Genomic DNA, 24468 nt, shown 5'->3' on the forward strand with positions numbered 1-24468 from the left:
CCTGGCGCGGGGCCGCGCAGCGGCCCAAGCGCCGCCGCCCGGAGCGTGCGGCGTGGGCGCCGGTCACCGGACGGCCGCGCCGGGCCGCGCATCGTGCCCCGTCCGCCGGCCCCGCCCCGTTCGCCCGCCACGGGGGCCGCGCCGCCACCGGTACGGTGACCACTGTGTCCGAGCAGCGAGTCGCCGTCCAACTGTCGCGTGATCAAGCCCTTGTCCTACTGGAATGGCTTCACCGCCTCAGCGAGCGCCCTGACTTCAGACAAGTCGTCCCAGAACCGGCCGAACGGGTGGCCGTCTGGGCGTTGCATGGGAGTTTGGAGACGCGGTCCACTGACATCTTCGCCCCCGACTATGGCGAGCAGCTCACCGCCGCACGCGAGCGCCTTGCCCCTCCCGGCTCCGAGTTCTAATGCGCCTCCGGCGGGGGTACTCCGGCTCCGGGAAGTAGGGGGCATGCTCGTGACGGTCGCCGCGGGTTGGGGTGTGGGCCTGAGCTTCCCGTCTGCCGTCGTCCCGATCGGGGATCTACCAGACCAGGGCCAGGGGGTGAAGGTCGTTCGTCCGGTGGGGCGCTCCACCTTCACCCCCTGGCCCTGGCCCGGCATCGCGGAGCGCGGGACGACGGCAGACGGGAAGCTCAGGCGGGGGAGCGGTGTGCGTGCCACGCGGGAGGGCGGCCCCGTGCCACTTGCGTGCCAGACGAGAGCGCGGGAGCTGTGCGGCGTGGCAGCTCAGCACCTTGATCAGCCTGTGTGATCTTGCCGCGCGTCCGTGCCAGTAGCGTGCCATTAGGTCTGTGGACAGAGAGCGTGCGCCGTCCCGGACGGGAGACGAAGGCCCAGGTGAGCGTCGGCCGGTTGATGATCACGGCTCCTTACAAGCGAGTGGCCGCAGGGTTCGAAACGTGCCGCGCCCACCAGCCAGAAGACCCCGTTTCCAAGATCGGAAACGGGGTCTCGTGCCATTAGCTCACGATCGCGAGCGCTCCGGCCGCCCATCATCGTCATCAAGATCGACGTTGTTGACCTTGTCGTTCATCGCTCGGGCCCACCGGAAGTTCGCCCGCCGCGGGACGACGCCGCCGCGCTTGACGGTGAAGATCAGCGCTTCGGGTTCGGGGTCGGTGAGGTTGCCGGGATGCCGTCGCAGTTCGGATGATCGTCTGGGGGTGCCACCGGCCGTAGGTCCGCCCGTGACTTGGGCGGCCCGGTGACCAGCTCACCGTGTCCAACTCGACTTGCGCTTGCCGGACGGTGACCGACGTCGAGGTCCATACGAGGCAGAGCTTGCGCCCCCAGAGTCACGTCGGACGGTCTTCTGTGGTTCCGGTCAGGCCGGAATCACCCGCTCCTGTGCGGGTCACGTGATGAGAAGGTGAGACTGAAATGCGCGGTGAAAGCAGCATCCCTACCCACGTCGGCGGGTCTTCCGTGGTCTTCGACCGTCCTGACGTCGAGTACATCGAAGATGCCTGCCTGCCCAGCGCCGGCGACGGTGCTGGTGAAGGCACAGAGACGCTCATAGGACTGCAAGGTGAGGCGCAGCGCCTCATCGACAGCCAGTAGCGACCACCTCCGTGTCCCTCACAAGGGACGCGAGATCGGCTGATCTGCACGGCACCACCCCAGTCAGCCGATGGTCCACTTGTTGGCCCCCGCATAACGCGGGGGTCAACTTCCCATTTCAGAGGGCGACGCCGGCGGACGACCGGCTCCGGGCGGTCGCGTGCGTGATGAGGGACTGTTGTCCGGCATGGAGGGTCGCGCTGGCCTATAAGCGAGTGGCGCAGGTTCGAAACCCGCCGCGCTCACCAGCGAGACCCTGTTTTCAAGGCCACGGGCACGTGCGTTGCGGCCGCCCCGTCGTCTTCGTCCGAAACGGCGATGTTGATCTTGTTGTCCATCGCTCGGGCGAGCGCACCGGTCACCACCCGGTGATGGTAGATCGCCGGCATTTGCCGTCGCTTAGACGATCTCCTTGATGACGGCGTTTCCTGCGGCGGCGGCGCGGGTGTAGAAGTCGCGGACGGTGTCGAAGGTCTTTCTGAGGACGCCGTGTTCCACCATGTCCCACGCCTCGCCGCTTTGCAGCCGTCCCCAGCCCTCGAACGAGTAGGGCTGGACCTCCTTCAGGTAAGCGTGGCGCTCGCGGATCAGTGCGTCGGGGTCGAGGGCGCGGAGGAAGGCGTCCACGGCGCGGACCTGGGCGGGACGCAGGAGGCGTGGGACGTGCAGGAGGGATCCTTCCCCGGTCTCGTTCATGACGAGGCCGCCCATCACCGCGTCGCAGGCGGGCGGATCTCCGGAGACGCGGTCGTAGTCCTCGTTCGGCAGGCCGGTCAGCAGGACGTGCAGGGCGTCCCAGGCCCGGTGGGTGTCCACCTCCTCCAGTTTGCGCAGGGAACCGGACGGGTCGTATCCGAGCTCGTTGGGCAGGTCGTCCCAGGTCTCCCGCAGCCGCCCGAGGCCCGCGTGCAGGCCGTGGGGGTGATCGAGCAAGGCCGCGACCTCGGCGTCGTCGTACCTGGTCAGCCACATCCAGTAACCCATGGTCCTCCGGCTTCCGCCTGCCGTCGGCCAGTCTCACACGTCAGGCCACCGGAGATTCGGGCTTATCCCCTGCCGCCGTCCGGGCCGTAGTGGGCGGCTATGTCCTTGGAGTCGGGCCAGCGGGTGTAGGTGGGGGACTGGGGCCAGCCTTCGGGGACGTCCTGCCACTCTTCCTGGCGGCCGTAGGGGAGCAGGTCGACCAGAGGGAAGGTGTGGGTGAGTTGTTCGGTGCCCCGGCCGGTGGTGTGCCAGGTGCGGTAGACGGTGTCGCCGTCGCGGAGGAAGACGTTGACTGCGAAGCCGCCGCCGAGAGGGGCTCCCACGTCGGCGCCGAAGGGGCTGTTCGCGGTGGAGTACCAGGTCATCTTGTTGCCGACCCGCTTCTTGTAGGCCAGGGCCTCGTCGATCGGGCCCTGGGTGACGATGACGAACCTGGCGTCGTAGGCGTCCAGGAACTCCAGCCGGGTGAACTGGGACGTGAAGCCCGTGCAGCCCGGGCACTGCCACTCTTCGCCGGGGAACCACATGTGGTTGTAGACGATCAGCTGGGACCGGCCGTCGAAGACCTCGGCCAGGCTGACCGGGCCGTCCTCGCCTTCGAGGGTGTAGTCGGGCATCTCGACCATCGGCAGGCGGCGGCGCTGGGCGGCGATCGCGTCGAGTTCGCGGGTCGCGGCCTTCTCGCGTGCGCGCAGCTCGTCGAGGTGGCGTTGCCAGGTGTCGGTGTCCACGACGGGCGGTAGTGCCTTGGCGTCCATGGCTCCTCCAGAGTTCGTTTTACGTGTGGACTCTGCTCGGTCGCCAAACTCATCGCACAGAGGCCATGGTCCGTGCGCGGACCATGGCCTCTGTGGTCAGGGGCGCAGGTACTGGCCCGGGTGGTAGGGGGTGAAGGACGGGGGCGCGGGGTGCAGGCCGGGCTGAGGGTCTGTGTCGAACACCGTCTGGTAGTCGGGGGTGAGGGTGGCGGCGGAACGGTTGAGTGCCGCCGGTCGCGTGTCCGGCCAGCGGTGGGTGTTCATGCGGGTGAGGAGGGTCTGGAGGGTCGCGATCTCTTCGGATGCGGTGAAGGAGCAGTGGTAGCCGCGGTCGACGTAGAGCTGCCTCAGGTTCGCCGGGTTGCGTACCTGGGCGGCGTACCAGCGCTGGTTCTCCGGCGGGACGTTGCCGTCGCCCGTGGAATGCAGGGTGACGACCGGCCAGGGTGTCCGGCCGGTGGGGGCGCCGTAGCGGTTGAGGTGGCGCACGGCGCCCGGGTCCGCCTGGATGCGCGGTGCCGCGTTCAAGCGCCTGAGGTCGGCGCGGAGGCTCAGACCGGCCTCACGGTAGGCGCGCTTCACCAGGGCCTTCTGGCTGGAGCGGGCGAAGAGGGTCCGGTAGTCGACACCGGTGTTCCAGGACGGGTTCCCGCCTGCGAGCTTCTCGATGTCGGTGCGGTTGGCGCCCCAGAAGGCCCCTCGGTCGTAGGCGGCGTAGTACACCTGCTGTTCGACCTGGCCGGCGACCGTGTCCGGTGCGGGGGCCCGTGACGTGTAGCGGCCGGGGACGTCCGCGAGGGCGGCGGCGAGGGCGAGGCGGGCGCGTCCGCCGGGGTCGTCCAGGGCGGCACCGAGGGCGCGGCGGGCGCTGGTGGTGTTGGCCTGGGGGTCCTTGATGCGCACCAGCTCCAGGTCGGGTGCCAGGAGCGTCTTGACCGCGTAGTTGGTGTCGAGGGCGCTGTTGAAGTGGCCCGTCGTGCCGCCGAGCACTCCGCAGAGGGAGGCCACGCCGGAGAAGCGGCCGGGGGCGCGTTCCGCCAGGAGCACCGAGGTCAGTCCGCCGGCGGACGAGCCGGCCGAGACGGTGCGCTCGGGCTTTCCGACGTTCGCCGTGAACCAGTCGAGCAGGTCCATCTGGTCTTTCAGCCCGGATTCGACCACCCCCCAGCCGCGCGACACGCGGAACTGCGAGGCCGCCAGCGCGTACCCGTGGTCGAGCAGCCACTGCCGGGTGGCCGGGTGGTTCGTCAGCGAGATCTCCGAAGGAGCCGGATACTCCAGGCTGTACGCGCCGTGGCTCCACAGCAGCAGCGTCCCGTTCCAGCGGGCGGGGACCTCGACGCGGTAGGGGACTCCGTCGATGTCGCCCTCGCGGACGGTCGTGCCGTCGTCGGCGCGGACGGGAAGGGCGACCGCGGTCAACGCGGCGAGCACCATCAGCGGAACGGTGCGGCAGAACAGGCGGAGTCGATTCATGACCCGCACCTTCCACGACGTTCCACGCCGGGTGCAATCATTTCAGAAATAGGTTAAATGTCGTATTCTCCGGTCCATGCTCCGGCTCTGGCTCGACTATGAGGACCTGACCCGGATTCGCATCACCCCCGGCCTCTCGCCGCTCGCCCAGACCGTTCTCGGCGCCCAGTCCCTGCGCGGCGTCGGGCCGGAGCCGCTTCCCGGCGCCTGGCGGTCGCGGACGCGCGCCGGGCTCACCGGCCCGTCCCGCCTCCTGCTCGATCTGGTGCCGCCCGGGCGCTGGGTCCCCGACTTCCTGACGCCGTACACGCTCGTGCCGGGGTTCGAACCGGAGGTGGACGCCGTCGCGTCGACGCCCGTCCGGCGGATCCGCGACGAACTGGAGCGCTCGTACGGCCCGCGGCCGGTCCCGTGGCTGCGCCGCCTCGCCGGCGGCGATGGGGAGGCCATGCGGACGCTGGTCCACGGGCTTCGCGACTTCCACCGGGTCGCGCTGGCGGACTCCTGGTCCGGCCTCGGCGACCACCTGTGCGCCGAGGCGTCCCGTCATGCCCGGACGATGGCGCGCGACGGGATCGGCGGCCTGCTGGGGAGCCTGCACCCCGCGATCCGGTGGACGTCCCCGGTCCTGGAGATCGAGACGTTGCGCGACGGCGACGTCCATCTCGACGGGCGCGGGCTCCTGCTGATGCCCTCGGTGTTCGTCGCCGGACCGCGCGTCCTGGTCGCGGGCGAGGGCCCGGCGACCGTGGTGGTCCCCTCGTCCCGGCCGATCGGCGGGACGGGCGACACCCTGCCGCAGGTGTTCGGCCGGACCCGTGCCGCAGTGATCCGGCTGGTCGGCGCGGACGGGGAACTCACGACGGGGACTTTGGCGGCCCGGCTCGGGGTCAGTGCGGCGTCCGCGTCCCAGCACGCCACCGCTCTGCGCGGCGCGGGCCTGCTCACGAGCGAGCGCCGGGGCAAGAGGGTGCACCACGCGCTGACGCCGCTCGGGGAACGGTTCCTGCGCGGCGCAGAGTCGCCGGAGTGAGCGGACCCCGCTCCCGGATCCGGGAGCGGGGTCTTCGCGGTGTCGTCAGCAGAGACCGCGCGGGTAGGAGGTGCGGCACTTGTTGTCGCGGAAGCGGTTGGTGTTGCTGCCGCTCCTGTCGACCAGGTCGAACGGCGCGTTGTCCTTGGCGAGGTTGAACTTGATCAGGTTGTGGCGGGCGGGCTCACCCTTCGGGCTCGGGAACAGGACGATGCCGCCGGAGTAGGGCAGCGTGCCCCGGTTCCAGAGCACGGCGTTCTTCTCGATCGTGTTGTGGTCGCCGCCGAAGACGAGGATGCCGGTGCCGCCGAGGGCCGGGACCTCCTCGTGCTGCGGGCAGGAGCGGTTGTTCTTCCAGACCTTGTTCTTCCAGAGCTTGGTGTCGCCCTGGCCGCCCCTCTGGTCGTCGTTGACGAGCGCGGCCCCCACGCAGTTGCCGACGAGCTCGTTCTCCCAGGCGTAGACGTGGCGTGCGTGCCGGACCAGCAGGCCGAGCGTGTTGCCCGAAGCGTGGTTGTAGGCGACGACGGTGCCGCGCGCGTTCCTGATGTCGCCGACGTAGAGCCCCGCATCGGCGGAATTGTCGATCGCCCGGTTCTTGACGAAGCGGCCGCGGGTCGAGTTGAACTCCGCGATGCCGTACTCGCCGTTCTGCTTCGCCAGGACGTGTTCGACGGTCAGGCGGTCGGTGTACCTGCCGTACACGCCGGTCTCCTTGAAGCCCCGGACGGTCAGGCTCAGGATCGACACGCCTCTGACCGGGTGCTTCCGGTGGCCGATCACGCAGATGCCCATGCCCGCCGCCCCGGCCTTGGCGCAGTGGTCCTTGCGGCCCGGGTGGAGGACGGTCCTGTCGCCCTCCCCCTTGATGGTCAGGCGCTTGCGGACGAGGACGCCGCCGTCGTAGGCCCCGGCCTTGAGCCGGATGACGTCGCCGGGCCGCGCCCGGTCGACGGCTTTCTGGATCGAGTGACCCGGCCACACGATGTGGATCCGCTTGCCCTTGCCACCGTCGGCCGCGTGCCCGGCCGGCGCGAAGGATGCCAGCCCCGCCAGCGCGACGGCCGTACCGAGCGAGGCCGCGAGAGTCCGCCTCATCCTTTTCCCCCGTTCTGTGTTCCCTGGAGGACGCGCCGAAGTGGCGCGTCCCTCGCTCATCTTGAACAGAAGAGAGGGTGCGGCCGGGTGTGGCAGGAGTAAAGAAACATCCGAGGGTTTCGGATGGTGAGGGTAATGCGTCTGATAAATAATGGCACGCACTTTTATTGGCCGTTAAATATTGATTTGGAGCGGTTGGAGGCGAGTCGGCGCGGTGTGAGCAACGTCTCAGCCGCTCATCTCGCGTGTTACACGGCGTTCACAAACGGGCAACAGATGCGAAATGCCCGGTTGGCACGTTCTGTGAGGCCGAACCCGCAAGGCCCGGCAGCGAACGAAGGGACCGACGTTGAGCTACAAGGCCGAGTACATCTGGATCGACGGCACCGAGCCGACCGCGCGGCTGCGGTCGAAGACGAGGATCCTCGCCGACGGGGCCGACCTGCCGGACTGGGGCTTCGACGGGTCCAGCACGAACCAGGCGCCCGGCGACCACTCGGACTGCGTGCTGAAGCCGGTCTTCTCCTGTCCGGACCCGATCCGGGGCGGCGAGAACAAGCTGGTGCTGTGCGAGGTCTACCTCGTGGACGGTACGCCCCACGAGACCAACACCCGGGCCAAGCTGCGGCCCGTGGCCGAGCAGTACGAGGCGCAGGACTCCTGGTACGGCATCGAGCAGGAGTACACCTTCTACAAGGACGGTCGCCCGCTCGGCTTCCCGGAGCGCGGCTACCCGGCGCCGCAGGGCTTCTACTACTGCGGCGTGGGCTCGGACGAGGTGTTCGGCCGTGACATCGTCGAGCAGCACCTGGACGCCTGCCTGGAGGCGGGGCTGAAGATCTCCGGCATCAACGCCGAGGTCATGCCCGGCCAGTGGGAGTTCCAGATCGGCCCGGCGGGGACGATCGAGGTCGGCGACCACCTGTGGATCGCCCGGTGGCTGCTCTACCGCATCGCCGAGGAGCACGACGTGTCCGCCACCCTCGACCCGAAGCCGGTCGAGGGCGACTGGAACGGCGCCGGCGCGCACACCAACTTCTCGACCAAGGCCATGCGCGAGGGCTACGACGCGATCATCGCGGCGTGCGAGGCGCTGGCCGAGAAGGCGCAGGAGCACGTCACCGGGTACGGCGCCGACATCGAGCGGCGGCTGACCGGCATGCACGAGACCGCCCCGTGGAGCGAGTTCAGCTACGGCGTGTCGAACCGCGGCGCGTCGGTGCGGATCCCGTGGCAGGTCGAGGTGGAGAAGAAGGGCTACATCGAGGACCGCCGCCCGAACGCCAACGTCGACCCGTACGTGGTGACCCGCCTGATCACGGGCACCTGCTGCGCGGCGCTGGAGAAGGCCGGCCTGGTCTGACAAAGCGTGGCCGATCCCCGGGGAGCACCGCTCCCCGGGGATTCGTCGTGTTCTGCCATACGGGGGAACACGGCCAAACATCTGCAAAATGGTGAGGTTGGGCGAGTTCCTCCCTTCGGCGCCGGGTAGCACACCTACGTTCGCACCGGGGGAGGGAACATGCCCGACTCATCCTTTGGGCGGAACTCCGGTGGCCTGCCGGGCAGGCACGCCGGCCGCCCGGCGCCGAGGCCGTGGGAACGTTCGTTCCGCTGCCCTTCCACGGCGCGACGGCGGCCGATGGAGGCACCGCCCAGACGCTACGAGGACTTCGTCGCGCTGCACGAGGAGATCTCCAAGGAGGGCTCCGGCGCGCCGCTGCGCCCGCTGTGGTGGACGGGGGTCTCCGCCGCGCTGGTCGGCGGCGGGCTCGCGTTCGCGGTGACGATCGGCCTGCGGTCGGCGTTCGGCGTCGAGGTGCCGGTGTTCGCGGGCGGGCACACCGCCGCGGCGCCCGCCGCGACGAGCTACGCGCTGTGCGCCTCGGCCGCGACGATCCAGGCCACTGCGCTGATGCACCTGCTGCTGTCGTCGGCGGCGCGCCCCGTGCGGGCGTTCGCCTGGATCGGCGGGATCGCGGTCGCGCTGCTGGCGATCCTGCCGCTGACCCTGCACGCCCGGCTCGACGCGGCGCTCGCCACGTCGGCGATCAACCTGGCCGGCGGGTCGGCCGTGGTGGCGCTGCTGTGCGCGGTGGTCGCGGCGACGTCCCGGCAGTCCCCGTGGGACGGCTCGTTCAGACGCGGCCGACCGTGATCGTCAGCGGGCCGGGCGCCGCCGAGGAGACGACCCGGACGTGCCGCAGCCGCCGCCACACCTGCACGTCCACCGGCTCGTCCGGCGCCAGCAGCAGCAGCTCGCGGTGCATCCCGGAGAAGCCGAGGCACAGCGAGACGTCCCAGGTCCCGCGCGGCAGCGGATTGTCGATGAACGCCCGCGTCGCGGGCACCACGGCCCGGTAGCCGAGCCGGTACGGACGCTCCTCCAGCATCGCGATGACCTCGTAGACGTGCCGCGAGCCGCGCTCGGTCATGAGCAGCGTCCCGGAGATCGGCCTGCCGTTACGCCGCAGGTCGAGGTGCCCGGTGACGACGACCTCCTCGCGCTCCTCGTTCCAGCTCAGCGTGTCCGCGGCGACGGATCCGGCGACGTGCGGGCGGCCGCCGACGTCGATCACGAGGGCGCCGTCGGCGCCGAAGTAGGTGATCACCGTGCAGGAGTCGGGCAGGAACCGCCGCAGGGGCGAGGCGTCCATGCCGGGCGCGCGTCCCCGGCCGAGCGGGACGACCGAGATCTCCATCGGCGCGCCGACCGACAGGCTCACGTCCCAGAGCCCGCCGGGCAGCGGCTGCCCGCCGGCGAGGGTCGCGACGTCGACCTCCGCCTCGAACGCGACGCGCCCTGCCCGTTTCGAGGCCGAGGCGGGCACGCGAACCAGGCCGTCGCCGTCGCGCTCGCGCAGGAGCAGTTCGATCTCGCAGACGGCCCCGTCGGGTTTGAGGGTGCCGGCCAGCCGGAGCGCGGACCCCGCCCAGCTGATCTCCGTCAGAAGGGGAACTGGCATCGGCGCCTCCGCCTCGAATGTCGCCGTCCTCCCACGCCCTTCCCCGCGAGCGGGCGCCGAACCAGGGGGGTCAGGGCACGACGGTCACCGGCCACCGCCCCGCTTTCACCAGCCGGACGGCGACGGACCCGATCAGCCGGTGCCCGGCCTGCGCCGACGCGCCGACGACCACGGCGTCCGCGCGGGACTCGTCGGCGACCCGGGCGAGGACGGTGTAGGCGTCGCCCAGCTCGGTGACGAGGTCGTAGCGGACCTGCTCGCGCCCGGCGGCGGCCTCCAGCTCGCGGCGGATCTGCGCGGAGATCTCCTCGGCGGTCTCGCGCAGCGCGGCGGCGCCGCCCGGGGTGAGGCTGCCCATCGAGGCGACCGGCGCGACGTGCACGACGACGAGGCGGGCGCCCGCGCGGCGCGCGAGACCCCACGCGTAGGCGCCGGCGCGCAGCGACGTCTCGGAGCCGTCCACCCCCGCCACGATCACCTTCGGCCCGTCGACGCCGTACTCGAACGGTCTCATGCGATCACCACGGGACCAGCGTAATCGGCGGTTCAGGGCCGGACGAACCGGGCCAGAAGGTCGCCGAGGCCGAGGGCGCCGGTGGCGAGCGCCGCGTACATCGCGTCGACGTCGCCGTAGCCGAGGTCGCGGGCGACGGCCAGGGAGTCGCCGCGCGCCTCGGCGGCGAGCAGGTCGACCTGGCGCGCCGCCAGCGCCTGGACGAGGCGGCGCCGGCCGGCCTCGGCGTCCTCCTCGGCGCGGCGCAGCGCGAGCCGCTGCTGGATGTGGACGCGGGCGGGCACCGACACGACGAAGCCGAGCCAGTCCTCGGACGGGGATCCGGCAGGGTCGGTGAGGATCTGCACGACGTTGCCGCTGCGGATCTGCACCGACATGGGCGCGAGCCGGCCGTTGACGACGGCGCCGATGCAGCGGTCGCCGGTGCCGGCGCCGAGCGCGTAGGCGAAGTCGAGCGCGGTCGCGCCCGCGGGCAGCGGGACGATGTCGCCGCGGGTGGTGAACGCGGCGACGTTGCCGGCGGCGAGGTCGGCGCGCAGCCGGTCCAGGAAGACGGCGGACGGCGAGTCGGACTGCCAGGCCAGCAGCCGGCTCAGCCACACCAGGTCGCGGCGCTCGGCGACGGTGGGGCCGGTGTCGCGGCCCGCGTCCCTGATGTGCGCGACGATGCCGTACTCGGCGACCGGGTGCATCGCCTCGCTGCGGATGATCACCTCGAACGGATCGCCGTCCGGGCTGATCACCCGGGTGTGCAGCGACCGGTACAGGTTGTCCTTCGGCGTCGCGATGAAGTCGCGGACCCGCCCGGCCACCGGGTGCAGCGCGGCGTGCACGGCCCCGAGCGCGATATAGCAGTCGCTCTCGGCGCCGTCCACCACCAGCAGGAGCCGCGCCGCCTCGCACGGCCGGAGCCCGGCCAGGCCGCCGCCGAACGACTGGTGCACCGCGTACAGGTGCGACGGCCTGACCTCCACCCGCGCAGTGACCCGGTGCTCGGCGAGCGAGGGGCGCAGCAGCGCCGTCGCGGGCCCGAACGTCCGCCCCGCCCCGCTCAGCGCCGCCCGGACGGCGCGCCGCGTCGCCTCGTGCGCCCGCGGGTCGCGGGCGGCGAAGGCGAGGTCGTCCATCTCCCGCTTCAGGACGTGGATGCCGAGCCGCTCGGCGAACGGGACCAGCAGCTCGTGGGACGCCTGGGCGTAGGGGGCGCGCTTGTGCTCGGGCTGGTGGCGCAGCGTCCGCAGGTTGTGCAGCCGGTCCGCCAGCTTGATCACCAGGACGCGCAGGTCGGCCGCCGCGGCCAGCACGATCTTGCGGAACGTCTCGGCCTCGGCGCGGTCGCCCCAGCGGCTGCCGTCCAGCTTGGTGACGCCGTCCACCAGCACCGCGATCTCGTCGCCGAAGTCGGCGCGGACCTCCCCGAGCGTGTACGGGGTGTCCTCGACGGTGTCGTGCAGGAGCGCGGCGACCAGGGTCGTGGTGTCCAGCCCCATGCCGGCGAGGATCAGCGCGACGGCCAGTGGATGGGTGATGTACGGGGCGCCGGACCTGCGGAGCTGCCCGCGGTGCATGCGCTCGGCCACCGCGTACCCGCGCAGCAGTTCGGCCTCGGCGGCCCCCGGGAGGGGGCCGCCCGGGTGGGCGGCGCGATGGGCGGCGAGCAGGGGGGCGAGGGCGGCCCGCACGGGGTCCGGGCCGCCTCCCGCCTCCTCCCGCCGCCGCGCCGGGAGGCGGAACCGTCCCGTCGCCGGATTCAGCGTCGCCATCGCGCCCCCGCCTGGCCCGTCCGCGGCACACCGCCACGGACTGTGATCGCCATTATGCGCGATGTGGCCGCGCCGGGGCGAGACCCGGGCCGGGGCCACCTCCGGACCCGCCGCGCGTCAAGGGACGTTCCAATCTCCTTAGCCGTGCCGCCATCAACGCGTTCCCGGGTGTGTCGCCTCCGTGATCCCGGCGTCGCCGACCGTAGTGTTGCGCACCGTTGCTGCGAGCCGCGCCGGTCACGCGCCGGGCCGCGCGGGACGTCGGGGGGCTGTGCATGGCGGTCAGGAGCGGGCGGGACGGAGGCCGGTTCGAGCGGCCCCCGATCGAGATCATCGGGGTCGCCCCGTTCGGCCGGCCGGCGCCCCATCTCGCCGTCGCCGTCGCCCGCGCGGGCGGCACCGGCGTGCTCGACCTCGGCGCAGACCGGGCGCCCGCGCTCGCCGCCCTCGCCGACGTCGGCCGCTGGTGGAGGGGCCCGTTCGGCGTCCGCGTGCCCGCCGGATGCCGGATCCGGCCGGACGAGCTCCCCGGGGCCGCCGCGACCGTCCTGGTCGACGCGCCCGTCCTGGGAACGGACGTCGCCGGGTTCGCCCGCGGGCGCCGCCTGCTGGTGGAGGTCGTGGGCCCGGACGAGGCCGCCGCCGCGATCGCCGCCGCCCGGGAGATCACCGACGACGTGGGGCTCGTCGCGCGGGGCCGCGAGGCGGGCGGGCGCGTCGGCGAGCTGACCACGTTCGTGCTGCTGCAGCACCTCCTTGCGGACATGGATCTCTTGGCGGACAGGGCGGTCCCGGTGTACGCGGCGGGCGGGATCGGGACGCACTCCGCCGCGGCGGCGGTGGCCGGGGGCGCGGCCGGGGTCGTCCTGGACGTCCAGCTCGCGCTGGTCCGGGAGACGGAGACGCCGGCCGACATCGCGGCCAGGCTGGCGGCGATGGACGGCACCGAGACGGCGGTCGTCGACGGGCACCGCGTCCACCAGGGGCCCGGCGCACCGGAGGACGGGCGGCCTCCGCTGCCCGTCGGGCAGGACGCGCCGCTCGCCGCCGCGCTCGCCGGGCGGTACAAGACCGCCGGGGGAGTGGTGCGGGCCGTCCGGGAGCAGATCGACCTGCACCTGCGGGCCGCCGTGCGGTCCGAGCCGCTCGCGCCGCGTTCCGAACCGGCCGTCGTGCAGGGCCCCATGACGCAGGTCAGCGACACCTCCGCGTTCGCCGGCGCGGTCGCGCAGGACGGCGGCCTGCCGTTCCTCGCGCTCGCCCTGACCGACCCCGGCCGGGTGCGGGAGATGCTGCGCGAGACGGCCGACCGGCTCGGCGGGCGCCCCTGGGGCGTCGGCGTCCTCGGGATCGCCCCGCCCGAGCTGCGCGAGGCCCAGCTCGCCGCGATCCGCGAGGCCGCCCCGCCCTACGCGATCGTCGCGGGCGGCGGCCCGGCGCAGGCCGAGCCGCTGGAGGCCGCCGGGATCAGTACGTACCTGCACGTCCGGTCCCCGGAGCTGCTGGACCGGTTCCTGGCCGAGGGCGCCCGCCGGTTCGTGTTCGAGGGCGGGGAGTGCGGCGGACATGTCGGGCCGCGCGCGAGCTTCCCCCTCTGGGACGCGCAGGTCGAGCGGCTGGCGGCGTTCGGCGGCGACCCGCGCGAGCTGTCGGTGATGTTCGCGGGCGGCGTGCACGACGCGCGGTCCGCCGCGATGGTCGCCGCGCTCGCCGGGCCGCTGGCCGAGCGCGGCGCAGACGTCCGCGTGCTGATGGGCACCGCCTACCTGTTCACCGCCGAGGCGGTCGCGGCGGGGGCGATCCTGCCGGGCTTCCAGGACGTCGCGCTCGGCTGCGCCGGGACGGCCCTGCTGGAGACCGCGCCCGGCCTCGCGACCCGCTGCGCCCGCACCCCCTACGTCCGGACGTTCGAGGAGACCCGCCGCGAGCTGGAGCAGGTCGGCACGCCGCGGCGGGAGGTGTGGCGCCGCCTGGAGAAGCTGAACCTCGGGCGCCTGCGCGTCGCGAGCAAGGGCCTGCGCCGCGGCGCCCCGGTGGACGCCGAGGTCCAGCGCGCCGACGGCCTCTTCATGATCGGGCAGGTCGCCGCGCTGCGGTCGGCCACGACCCGGATCGCCGACCTGCACGAGCAGGTCACCTCCGGCGCGACCGCCTTCCTGGCCGCCCGCGCGGCCGAGCTGCGCGCGGCCGGATCCGCGGTGGCCGCGGGCGGTGCCCGCCCGGCCGACATCGCGGTCGTCGGCATGGGCTGCGTCTTCCCGGGGGCCCGCGACGCCGGGCGGTACTGGGCGAACATCATCGGCGGCGTCGACGCGGTCACCGAGGTCACCCGCTGGGACGCGGAGATCCACTACTCGCCGTCCGGGGAGGGCGCGACGCCGTCGAAGTGGGGCGGCTTCATCCCCGACGTCCCGTTCGACGCGCTCGCCCACGGCATCCCGCCCGGCGCGCTCGGCGGCGTCGACCCCGTCCAGCTGCTGTCGCTGGAGGTCGCGTCCCGCGCGCTGGCGGACGCCGGGTACGCCGACCGCCCGTTCGACCGCTCACGGACGTCGGTGGTCTTCGGCGCGGCCGGCGGCGGCGATCTCGGCGCCGCCTACGCGATGCGCGCGACGCTCCCGTCCTACTACGGCGAGGTGCCCCCGGGGCTGGACGAACGGCTGCCGCGCCCGGCCGGGGGCTCCCTTCCCGGCGTCCTCACCAACGTCATCGCCGGCCGGATCGCGGACCGGCTCGACCTCGGCGGCGCGCACCACACGGTGGACGCCGCGGGCGCCTCGTCGCTGGCCGCGCTCGACGCCGCCTGCAAGGAGCTCGCCGCCGGGACCAGCGACATGGTGCTGTGCGGCGGCGCCGACCTGCGCGCCGGCGTCCAGGACCACCTGCTGCTCGCCTCGGCGGGGGCGCTGTCCCCGTCCGGGCGCTGCGCGGCGTTCGACTCGTCCGCCGACGGCGTCGCGCTCGGCGAGGGCGTCGGATGCGTGGTCCTCAAGCGCCTCGCGGACGCCGAACGCGACGGCGACCGGATCTACGCGGTGGTCAAGTCGGTCGCCGGGGCCGGCGACGGCCGCACCCCCGACCTCGCCTCGCCCCGTTCCGAAGGGCAGCGCCGCGCCCTGGAACGCGCCTACGAGCGCGCGGGCGTGTCACCCGCCTCCGTGGGGCTCGTCGAGGCGCACGGCGCCGGAGCCGAGGCGGACGACAGGACGGAGCTGGCGACCCTCGCGTCGGTGTTCGCCGGGGCCGCGCCGGGCAGCGTCGCGCTCGGGTCGGTGAAGTCGCAGATCGGGCACACCAGGTGCGCCGCGGGCCTCGCCGGCCTCATCAAGACCGCGTACGCGCTGCACACGGGCGTGCTCCCGGGGACGCTGCACCTCGCCCGGCCGAACGCGGAGTGGACGCCGGACGGCCCGTTCGCGTTCGGCGGCGGCGCCCGGCCGTGGGCCGCCGAACCGGGCGAACGGTATGCGGGGCTGAGCGGCTTCGGCGTCGGCGGCGCGAACTTCCACGCCGTCCTGTCCGGCTACGACGGCGCTCCCGAGCCGGTGTCCGGGCTCGACGAATGGCCGGCCGAGCTGTTCCTGGTCCGCGGAGCCGACCGTTCCGCCGCCCGCGCCGGGATCGACCGGCTTTCGGCGCTGCTGCCCGGCGAGCCCCGGTTGCGTGACCTCGCCAGGACCGCCGCCTCGTTCGAGGGCCCGGTGCAGGTGGCGCTGGTGGCCTCGGACCTGGACGACCTCAGGGCCAAACTCGCGCAGGCGGCCGCGTTCCGCCCGGCGCCGGGCGTCTTCCCGGCCTCCGGCGAGCCGGGGCAGGTCGCGTTCCTCTTCCCGGGCCAGGGCAGTCAGCGACCGGGCATGCTCGCGGACCTCTTCGTCGCCTTCCCCCGCCTCCAGCGCCTGCTGCGGCACGCCGGCGGACGGTACGCGGGCGCGATGTTCCCGCCCGCGGCGTTCACCCGGTCGGAGTCCCGCCGCCAGCGGGCGGAGATCGCCGACACGCGGGCCGCGCAGCCCGCCCTCGGCATCGCCGGGCTGGCCGTCCACCGGCTGCTGACCGCGGTCGGCGTGCACCCGGACCTCGCCGCCGGGCACGGCTGCGGCGAGCTCGTCGCGCTCTGCGCCGCCGGCGTGTTCGACGACGCCGACATGATCGGCCTGAGCGCCGCGCGCGCCGAGGCGATCCTGTCGGCGGCCGGGGCCGACCCGGGCGCGATGGCGGCGGTGGGCGCGACGCCGGACCGGGTGCGCGCCGCGCTGGCCGAGATCGGCGACGTCACCGTGACCCACCACGACGCGCCCCGCCACGTCATGATCGCCGGGACCTCCGCGGGCGTGGACCGCGCGCTGGGCGTCCTGGCGGGGGCGGGCCTGCGCGCCGAGCGGATCCCGGCCGCGTGCGCGTTCCACAGCCCGCTCGTCGCCGCCGCGTCGGCGGGCCTGCGCGCGGAGCTGCTCGGCCGCGACCTGCGCTCGCCCGCGTTCCCCGTCTGGTCGAACGCGACGGCGGCGCCCTACGACACCGACCCGTCCGAGCTGGCCGCCACCCTCGCGGGGCAGCTCGCCGCGCCCGTCCGCTTCGTCGAGCAGATCGAGGCGATGTACGCGGCGGGCGCCCGAACCTTCGTCGAGGCGGGCCCGGGACGGGTCCTCGCCGGCCACGTCGCGGCGATCCTCGGAGACCGCCCGCACACCGCCGTGAGCTGCGACGCGCCCGGCGGCAACGCCCTGGCGGGGCTGCTGCGCGCCCTCGCCGGACTGGCCGCCGCGGGCGTCCCGGTCGACCCGCTGCCCCTGTTCGCCGGGCGCGACGCGCGCCTGCTCCCAGGCGGGTCCGCCCCGGCGCCCGGGTGGATCGTCAACGGCCATCGCGTCCGCACCGCCGACGGCGGGTATCCGGCGGGCGCGCTCCGGCCCGCCGAGCGCATCGAGGGCCCCGGCCCGGGCGGCTCGGAGGCCGCCGTCCTGGAGTACCTGCGCGCGAGCCGCGAGGTGATCGCCGCGCAGCGCGAGGTGGTGCTGCGGCACCTCGCGGCCCCGGCCCCGGCGGGACGGGACGCGGCGGCGCGGTCCGTCCCCGCGCCCCGTCCCGTCCTGCCGGGCGAGACTCTGCGGAGCGGCGAGCCGCCGGTGGAGCGGCCGGCCGGCGACGACCCGCGGGACGCGCACGCCGCCCACGCCGTGATCCGTGCCCGCACCGGCGACCGCCGCGAGGACGTCCCCGCGGAGCCGCCGCGCCCCACCGTCCCCGAGCCCACCGTCCCGGAACCCGCCGTGCCGCGGCCCACCGCCCACGTCGGGGCCGCGGAGCTGTCCGGGGGCCGTCCCGCACCGCGGGTGGCACGACAGGTCCCGAGGATCGTGGAGCTGGACGCGCTGCCCGTGCCGCCGGAGTCCGGGGCGGCGTTCGCGGGCAGGCGGTTCCTGATCGTGGACGACGCGTGCGGCGTCGCGCTCGAACTGGCCGACCTGCTGGAGCGGCACGGCGCGCAGGTGCGCGTCCCGCCGGACGTCGACGGGCCCTGCGACGGGCTCGTCCATCTGGCGGCGCTGCGGCCGGGAGCCGTGCGGGTGCTGCCGGAGGCGTTCGGGGGCGTCCGGCAGGCGCTGGCCGGCGGGTTGCGGTGGCTGGTCTTCGCGAGCGGCGCCGGCGGGACGTTCGGGCGCCGGTTCGACGGCGGCGCCGTCGGGGACCCGGGACCGGGAGCGGGCCTCGGAGGGCTGGCCCGGACCATCGCGCGGGAGTACCCGGAGGCGCTCGTCCGGGCGCTGGACGTCGACACCAAGGACACCCCGCGCGCGATCGCGCAGCGGATCCTGGCCGAGCTGCTGACCGCCGAGGCGCCGGTCGTGGTCGGGCACGAGGGCGGCCGGCGCAACGCCCTGGACCTGATCCCCGCCGGACCGCCCGGCGGGGACGCGGCGAGCGTCCCGGACCTCGGACCCGACGGCGTCGTCCTGCTGACCGGCGGCGCGCGGGGCATCACCGCGCGGGTCGCGTTGGAGTTCGCCCGGACGAGCGGCTGCCACATCGAGCTGGTGGGGCGCACCCCCGAGCCGGTGGGGGAGCCGGAGTTCCCCGACGCCGAGGACGAGGCGGGGCTGCGCCGGGCGCTCGTGGCGCACGGCGAGGAACAGCCCGCCGAGATCGAGGCGACGGTCCGCAGGCTGCTCGCCGAGCGCGAGATCCGCCGGACCCTCGCGGCCCTGGGCGGGCACGCCGCCTCCGTGCGGTACCACGCGGCGGACGTGCGGAAGCCGGGCTCCGTGCGGGCCGTGGTGGACGACGTCTACCGGAGGCACCGGCGGCTGGACGGCGTCGTCCACGGCGCCGGTCTCGCCGAGGACCGCCTCATCCGCGACACCTCGCCCGAGTCGTTCGCGCGGGCGTACCGGACGAAGGTGGACGGCGCCGCCGCGCTCGTCCAGGCGGTCCGCCCCGGCCTCGGGTTCTTCGTCGTCTTCGGCGGCATCGCCGGCCTGCACGGTGACCGCGGGCAGGCCGGCGGCGCGGCGGCCGGCGACGCGTGCGGCACGCTCGCGCACGTGTGGCGGAGGCGGCTGCGCGGGCGGGTGCTCGTCGCGGAGTGGGGCCCCTGGGCGGGCGGCGGCGCGGTGCCGTCCGAGCAGGCGCGCGAGTACGCGAGGCGCGGCGCCCTGCCGATCGACCCGGACGCCGGGGCGGCCGCCCTGCTCAGGGAGATCGCGCACGGGGACGAGACACGGCTCGTGCTGACCGGGGCCGTCCGGTGAGCGGGGCGGCGGAGCCGATCGCGATCGTCGGGGCCGGGGCGGTGTTCCCCGGCGCGGGCTCGGCGGCCGAGCTGTGGCGCAACGTCCTCGACGGGGTCGACGCGATCGGCGACGTGCCGCCAGGCCGCTGGGATCCGGCGCTCTACTACGACCCCGGCGCGTACGGGCGGGAGCCGGAGAGCGACCGGTTCTACTGCCGGCGCGGCGGATTCGTCGACGAGCTGGCCACCATCGACCCGGCCAGGTTCGGGATCGTGCCGGCGGCGGTGCGGGGCATGGAGCCCGACCACCTGCTGGCACTGCGCGCGGCCGGGGACGCGATCGCGGACGGGGGCGGCGCCGAGCGGCTGCCCGACCGGTCCCGGATCGGCGTCGTCATCGGGCGCGGCGGTTACCTCACCTCGGGCGTGGCGCGGTTCGACCAGCGGGTCAGGACCTCCCACCAGGTCGCCGGGATCATCGGCGAGCTGGTGCCCGAGCTCGGGCCGCGGCGCCTGGCGGAGATCCGCCGGGCGTTCTGCGACCGGCTGGGCCCGGACGAGCCGGACGCCTCGGCCGGGCTGCTGCCGAGCTTCGCCGCGGCCCGCATCGCCGACCGGTTCGACCTGCGCGGCCCCGCCTACACGCTGGACGCGGCGTGCGCGTCGTCGCTGCTCGCGGTCGAGCATGCCGTGCGGGCGCTGCGCGGCGGGCAGGCCGACGCGATGCTGGCCGGCGGCGTCCACCACGCGCACCACGCCACCGTGTGGAGCGTCTTCAACCGGCTCCGCGCGCTGAGCCCGACCGAGACGATCCGGCCGTTCGACCGGGAGGCCGACGGGACGCTCCTGTCGGAGGGGACGGGCGTCGTCCTGCTCAAGCGGCTGTCGGATGCCCGGCGGGCCGGGGACCGCGTCCACGCGGTGATCCTGGGCGCCGGATCGTCCAGCGACGGCCGCGCCGCGAGCATCATGAGCCCGCTGGTGGACGGGCAGATCCTCGCGGTCGAGCGGGCATGGCGGGACGCGGGCCTGGACCCGGCCGCGCCCGGCGCGGTGGGGCTGATCGAGGCGCACGGCACCGGTGCTCCGGCGGGCGACGAGGCGGAGCTGGCGACGCTGCGCCGGGTCTTCGGCACGGCCGGCCCGCCGATCGGCCTCGGCACGGTCAAGTCGATGATCGGGCACGCGATGCCGGCCGCCGGGATCGCCGGGCTGCTCAAGGCCGCGTTCGCGCTGCGCGACGGCGTCCTGCCGCCGACACTGCACGTCGACGACCCGCATCCGGCCCTGGACGGCGGGAGGCTGAGGCTCGTCCGGGAGGCCGCGGAGTGGGGCCGGGAAGGCGGCCCCCGCAGGGCGGCGGTCAACGCGTTCGGGTTCGGCGGCGCCAACGCGCACGTGGTCATGGAGGAGCCGCCCGCCGCCCGCAGGCCCCGGCGGCGCAGGCTCGACGCGCCGCCGTCGGACGAGGGCGTCCTGCGGCTGGCCGCACGCACGACCGAGGAACTGTCCGAGGCCCTGGCCGCCTCCGACGAGGAGCTTCTCGCCAGGGTCCGCGACGACGTCCCCGACCTTCCGTGCCGTCTCGCCATCGTCGGCCCCACGCCGCGCAGGCTCGACCTGGCGCGCGCCCTCGTCCAGCGCGGAACCGCCTGGCGGGGCCGCAGCGACGTGTGGTTCTCGCCCCGCCCCCTCCTCGCGGACGGCGGGCGGCTGGCGTTCCTGTACCCCGGGTTCGAGGCCGCCTTCGACCCGCACGTGGACGACGTCGCCGCGCACTTCGGCATGCCGGCGCCCGAGCTGACCGGCCGCACGGACCTGGTCGGGCACGCCGCCGACGTGCTCCGCGCCGGGCGGCTGCTGACCGCGGCCCTCGGCCGGCTCGGCGTCGAGCCCGACGTCGCGGCGGGACACAGCCTCGGCGAGTGGACGGCGATGACCGCCGCCGGGGTCTGCGACCCGGACGCGGTCGAGGTGCTCCTCGGCGCCCTCGACGGCGAGGCGCTGGACGTCCCCGACGTCGCGTACGCGGCGCTCGGCTGCGGCGCGGCCCGGGCGCGGGAGGCGTTGGGCGCGCGGTCCGGCGTCGTCGTCAGCCACGACAACTGCCCGCACCAGTCGGTGGTCTGCGGTCCGGCCGGGGAGGTCCGCGAGGTGCTGGGCCGGCTCGCCTCCGAAGGGGTGCTCGGCCGGGAACTTCCGTTCCGGTCGGGGTTCCACACCCCGCTCGCCGAGGCGTACGAGAAGCAGGTGCGGCGCTCGTTCGAGGCGCTGGAGATCCGCGAGCCCCGCGTCCCGCTGTGGTCGGCGACGACGGTCGCGCCGTTCCCGCGCGGCCCCGCCGAGGTGCGCGAGCTGGTCGCGCGCCACCTGCTCGAACCCGTCCGGTTCAGCGAGCTGGTCGAGGAGCTGTACGGCGCGGCGCACGTGCGGGCGTTCGTGCAGGTCGGGCCGGGGGGCCTCACCGAGTTCGTCGCCGACCGCCTCGGCGGCCGCGAGCATCTCGCGATGGCCGTCAACGTGCCGAAGCGCGACGGGATGGCCCAGCTCCGCCGTGTCGTCGCCGCGCTGTGGACCGAGGGCTACGGCGCGTCCTCGCCGTCCCCGCCCTCCGCGACGGGCATGCGCCTGGACCTCGGGACGCCGCTGGTCCGGCTGGACGGGGCCGTGGAGCCCCTCCGGCTCGGCCGGGGACTGCCGCCGCTGCCGACGGACGATCCCGTGCTGGCCGAGCTGGAGGCCCTGCTCGACGACGCGACGAGCGGGGCGCAGTCGGTCCTGGAGGCGCTCGGCGGCGGATCCCCGCTCCCGCCCGTCCCGGGCGAGGACGTCTCGCCGGTGGCCGCCGAGCTGAACGTCTCCCGCGTCTTCTCGGTCGAGTCGATGCCGTGGCTGCGCGACCACTGCCTCGTCCCGCAGCCGCCCGACTGGCCGGACATGTCGGACAGATTCCCGATCGTTCCGCTGGCGGGGCTGCTGGAGGTCATGGCCGACACGGCGCGCGAGCTGCTGCCCGACATGGTGGTCGTCGGGTTCGAGAACGTCCGCGCGGTCCGCTGGCTCGTCGCGGCTCCGGCGACCGGCGCCGACATCCGCGCCTACCTCATCGAGTCGGCCGGACGGCCGCGCAAGGTGAAGGTCGTCGTCAACGGCCACGCCGACGGGACGGTCCTGCTCGCCGAACGCTACCCGGCGCCGCCCCTGCCGGACCGCACGCCGCTGAGCATCGAGGGGCCGCCCATCGTCACCGCAGAACGGCTCTACGAGGAACGCTGGATGCACCACGGCCCGCTCTTCCGCGGCGTCACCGGGATCACGGCGCTCGCGGAGGACGGCGTGCGAGCCGTCCTGACCTCGCTGCCCACGCCGGGCGCGCTCATGGACGGCGCGGGGCAGCTCTGCGCCCACTGGATCCAGGTGTACGGCGACACCAACCAGACCGTCTTCCCCGTAGGGATCGAACGGGTCGCCCTCTACGGGCCCACGCCGTCTCCTGGGGAAGACCTGGACACGACGATCTGGAACCAGTCCCTCACCGACACCACCATGCGCTGCTCAGCGGAGATGGTGACGGAGAACGGAACGGTGTGGGGGCGCGTCGACGGATGGACGACCCACCGCTTCTACACCGACGAGGCGCTCTGGCGGATGAAGTTCACCCCCGAGGTGTCCGGAACGGGGGAGCCGCAACCCGGCGGCTGGTGCCTGGCCCGCAAACGGTGGGACGGCACGGCGTCCCGCGACCTGCTGATGCGCCAGTACCTCTGCGCCGCCGAGCGCGCCGAGTACGAGGCCCTGCCGCCGTTCGCGCAGGGGCCGTGGCTGCTCGGACGGATCGCGGCCAAGGACGCCGTCCGCGACCACCTGTGGCGCGAAGGGCAGGGGCCGCTGTTCCCCGCCGAACTCGCCGTCCGGGACGGGCCGGTCGTGACGGGGCCGTTCGAGGAGCCGCTCACCCTCTCGATCGCCTCGGACGCCGACCTGGGCGTGGCCCTGGTCAGACCCGGCCGCGAACCGGCCGGCATCGGGCTCGCCCCGAACGGGGAGGGCGCGCGGATCCGCGCGGCCAAGCAGGCGGTGTTGCAGGCGGTGCTGCGGGGAAAGGGCACCGGATCCGCCCGCCTCGAACTGGTCGTGACCGTCGCCGACGCCGAACGGCTCCTGATCGCGGCGGACGGCACGGTCACCACGGTGGAGACCCGCGAACTCGAAGGACACGTCGTGGCCTGGACGGCCGCGTCCGGTACGGCGGACATGGAGGAGGCCCGAGCATGAACGACGTCGCTCACACCGGCGCCCTGCGGCCGGCGGGAGCCGCCCGGTGAGCGCCCGCCGCGTCCGGGTCCCGTCCCTGCTGGGCGACCCCGGGGTCGCGCGGGCGTGCACCCCGTCGCGCCGCTTCCTGTTCGCGGTCCCGCCGCTCGCCGGGCACGTCGCCGCGGTCGCAGCGGTCGCCGCCGAGCTCGCCCGCCGCGACCACAAGGTCGCCTGGACGGGCCACCGCGCGTCCCTCGAACCCCTGCTGCGCCCCCGCTCGCGGATCTTCAGCGCCCTGGCCGACGAGGACGCGGCGCGCCTGCGCGACGACCGCCTCCGGACGCGCGGCCCCGCCGACCCCGCCTTCTGGGAGGAGTTCCTCGTCCCGCTCGGCCACGCCATGCTGCCCGGCGTCGAGACGGCGGTCGACCGGTTCCGCCCGGACGTGGTGGTCGGCGACCAGCTCGTCCTCGCCGCGCCCGTCGCGGCCCGCCGCCGCGAGATCCCCTGGGCCACGTCCGCGGCGACGCCGGCCGAGTTCACCCGCCCCCTCGCCGACCGGCCGGACGACGAGCGGCGGGTGCGCGAGCGGATCGGCGGGTTCCAGCTCGACCACGGCATCGACGACCTGCTCGACCTGCGCTTCTCCGACCACCTCGTGCTGGTCTTCTCCACCGGGGCGCTGCTCGGCGACGTCTCGTTCTTCCCCGACCACTTCGCCTTCGTGGGGCCCGTCCTCGGCCGTCCGGCGCCGAGCGCGTTCCCGTGGGACCGGCTGGACGGCCGGCCCGCCGTGCTCGTCTCGCTCGGCACCGCCGGCGACCCTTCCCACGAGCGGTTCTTCCGGGTCGCCGCCGAGGCCGTCCGCGAGCTGGACGCCCAGGCGGTCTTCGCGGCCCCGCCCGGGACGGTGGGGGACGTGCCGCCGAACGTCCTCGTCCGCCGGCAGGTCCCTCGCCCGAAGCTCCTCGAACGGATGTCGGCGGTCGTCTGCGACGGCGGCTACGGCGCCGTGTGCGAGTCGCTGGCCCACGGCCTCCCGCTGGTGGCCGCGCCGATCCGGGACGACCAGCCGATCATCGCGGGGCTGGTGGAGAGGGCGGGCGCGGGGACCGCCGTTCCGTTCGACGGCGTCCGGCCGGACGAGCTGCGGACCGCCCTCGCGACCGTCCTGGCCGACGGCCCGCACCGCGCCGCCGCCGGGCGCGTCCGGGACTCCTTCGCCGCGGCGGGAGGCGCCGCCGAGGCCGCCGACCGCCTGGAGAAACTGGCGTGACCCGCGGCGCGGTGGCGTGCGCCGCCCGACCCCGCGAACGGTCGG

The 24468-nt window shown here is 74.5% G+C and carries 16 protein-coding genes; 7 read left to right on the forward strand and 9 right to left on the reverse strand.

The annotated features are described in order from the left end of the window. The coding region (locus tag AB0H37_RS14480) for a hypothetical protein (protein ID WP_360612970.1) at positions 1-206 on the reverse strand (206 nt) is incomplete at its 3' end. Between the two features lie 1179 nt (positions 207-1385). On the opposite strand from AB0H37_RS14480, the gene AB0H37_RS14485 reads away from it, so the two are divergent. Next, a complete protein-coding gene (locus tag AB0H37_RS14485) occupies positions 1386-1565 on the forward strand; it encodes a hypothetical protein (protein ID WP_329087786.1) in 180 nt (59 codons plus the stop codon). A 242-nt stretch (positions 1566-1807) separates the two neighbouring features. Here AB0H37_RS14485 and AB0H37_RS14490 read toward each other — a convergent pair whose 3' ends face one another. The 4 genes from AB0H37_RS14490 to AB0H37_RS14505 form a co-directional block, all read right to left on the reverse strand. Further along, a complete protein-coding gene (locus tag AB0H37_RS14490; RefSeq protein WP_360612972.1) occupies positions 1808-1954 on the reverse strand; it encodes a hypothetical protein in 147 nt (48 codons plus the stop codon). A 10-nt stretch (positions 1955-1964) separates the two neighbouring features. Further along, positions 1965-2549: a DUF1877 family protein gene (locus tag AB0H37_RS14495; protein WP_360612974.1), complete on the reverse strand. Its 585-nt coding sequence runs from the start codon at positions 2547-2549 to the stop codon at positions 1965-1967. 62 nt (positions 2550-2611) lie between these two features. Continuing rightward, the gene (locus AB0H37_RS14500) at positions 2612-3307 is read right to left on the reverse strand and encodes a DUF899 family protein (protein ID WP_329087790.1); all 696 of its coding nucleotides are present in this window, start codon (positions 3305-3307) and stop codon (positions 2612-2614) included. 96 nt (positions 3308-3403) lie between these two features. Next, positions 3404-4783 (reverse strand): alpha/beta hydrolase-fold protein, encoded by a 1380-nt coding sequence (locus AB0H37_RS14505; protein ID WP_360612976.1) that lies wholly within the window; start codon positions 4781-4783, stop codon positions 3404-3406. Positions 4784-4859: 76 nt separating this feature from the next. On the opposite strand from AB0H37_RS14505, the gene AB0H37_RS14510 reads away from it, so the two are divergent. Next, positions 4860-5816 (forward strand): DUF5937 family protein, encoded by a 957-nt coding sequence (locus AB0H37_RS14510; RefSeq protein ID WP_360612978.1) that lies wholly within the window; start codon positions 4860-4862, stop codon positions 5814-5816. A gap of 45 nt (positions 5817-5861) precedes the next feature. Here the strand turns inward: AB0H37_RS14510 and AB0H37_RS14515 are convergent, their stop codons facing one another. Beyond that, positions 5862-6914, reverse strand: coding sequence for a right-handed parallel beta-helix repeat-containing protein (locus AB0H37_RS14515; RefSeq protein WP_329087797.1), 1053 nt, complete (start codon positions 6912-6914; stop codon positions 5862-5864). A gap of 349 nt (positions 6915-7263) precedes the next feature. Between AB0H37_RS14515 and glnII the strand changes: the two genes are divergently transcribed. Continuing rightward, on the forward strand, positions 7264-8277 hold the full coding sequence (glnII, locus tag AB0H37_RS14520) for a glutamine synthetase GlnII (protein ID WP_179836424.1): 1014 nt from the start codon (positions 7264-7266) through the stop codon (positions 8275-8277). 279 nt (positions 8278-8556) lie between these two features. Continuing rightward, entirely contained in the window at positions 8557-9072 is a 516-nt protein-coding gene (locus tag AB0H37_RS14525; RefSeq protein ID WP_329087800.1) for a hypothetical protein, read from the forward strand. On the opposite strand, the gene AB0H37_RS14530 is transcribed toward AB0H37_RS14525, so the two are convergent. From AB0H37_RS14530 to AB0H37_RS14540, 3 genes are all read right to left on the reverse strand, one after another. Continuing rightward, on the reverse strand, positions 9053-9880 hold the full coding sequence (locus AB0H37_RS14530) for a hypothetical protein (RefSeq protein ID WP_360612981.1): 828 nt from the start codon (positions 9878-9880) through the stop codon (positions 9053-9055). The two genes, AB0H37_RS14525 and AB0H37_RS14530, sit on opposite strands and share 20 nt — an antisense overlap. A 70-nt stretch (positions 9881-9950) precedes the next feature. Beyond that, entirely contained in the window at positions 9951-10394 is a 444-nt protein-coding gene (locus AB0H37_RS14535) for a universal stress protein (RefSeq protein WP_179836421.1), read from the reverse strand. A gap of 32 nt (positions 10395-10426) precedes the next feature. Continuing rightward, on the reverse strand, positions 10427-12157 hold the full coding sequence (locus AB0H37_RS14540; RefSeq protein ID WP_360612983.1) for an HD domain-containing protein: 1731 nt from the start codon (positions 12155-12157) through the stop codon (positions 10427-10429). Between the two features lie 275 nt (positions 12158-12432). Between AB0H37_RS14540 and AB0H37_RS14545 the strand changes: the two genes are divergently transcribed. From AB0H37_RS14545 to AB0H37_RS14555, 3 genes are read left to right on the forward strand one after another with little or no spacing between them, the layout of a single operon-like run. Then, positions 12433-18909 (forward strand): SDR family NAD(P)-dependent oxidoreductase, encoded by a 6477-nt coding sequence (locus AB0H37_RS14545; RefSeq protein WP_360612985.1) that lies wholly within the window; start codon positions 12433-12435, stop codon positions 18907-18909. Next, positions 18906-23165: a beta-ketoacyl synthase N-terminal-like domain-containing protein gene (locus AB0H37_RS14550; protein WP_360612987.1), complete on the forward strand. Its 4260-nt coding sequence runs from the start codon at positions 18906-18908 to the stop codon at positions 23163-23165. The genes AB0H37_RS14545 and AB0H37_RS14550 overlap by 4 nt, the downstream gene beginning before the upstream one ends. A 46-nt stretch (positions 23166-23211) precedes the next feature. Continuing rightward, entirely contained in the window at positions 23212-24423 is a 1212-nt protein-coding gene (locus tag AB0H37_RS14555; protein ID WP_360612989.1) for a nucleotide disphospho-sugar-binding domain-containing protein, read from the forward strand. Positions 24424-24468 lie beyond the last annotated feature (45 nt).

This window comes from Actinomadura sp. NPDC023710, assembly GCF_040639875.1.
Taxonomy (GTDB): Bacteria; Actinomycetota; Actinomycetes; order Streptosporangiales; family Streptosporangiaceae; genus Spirillospora; species Spirillospora citrea.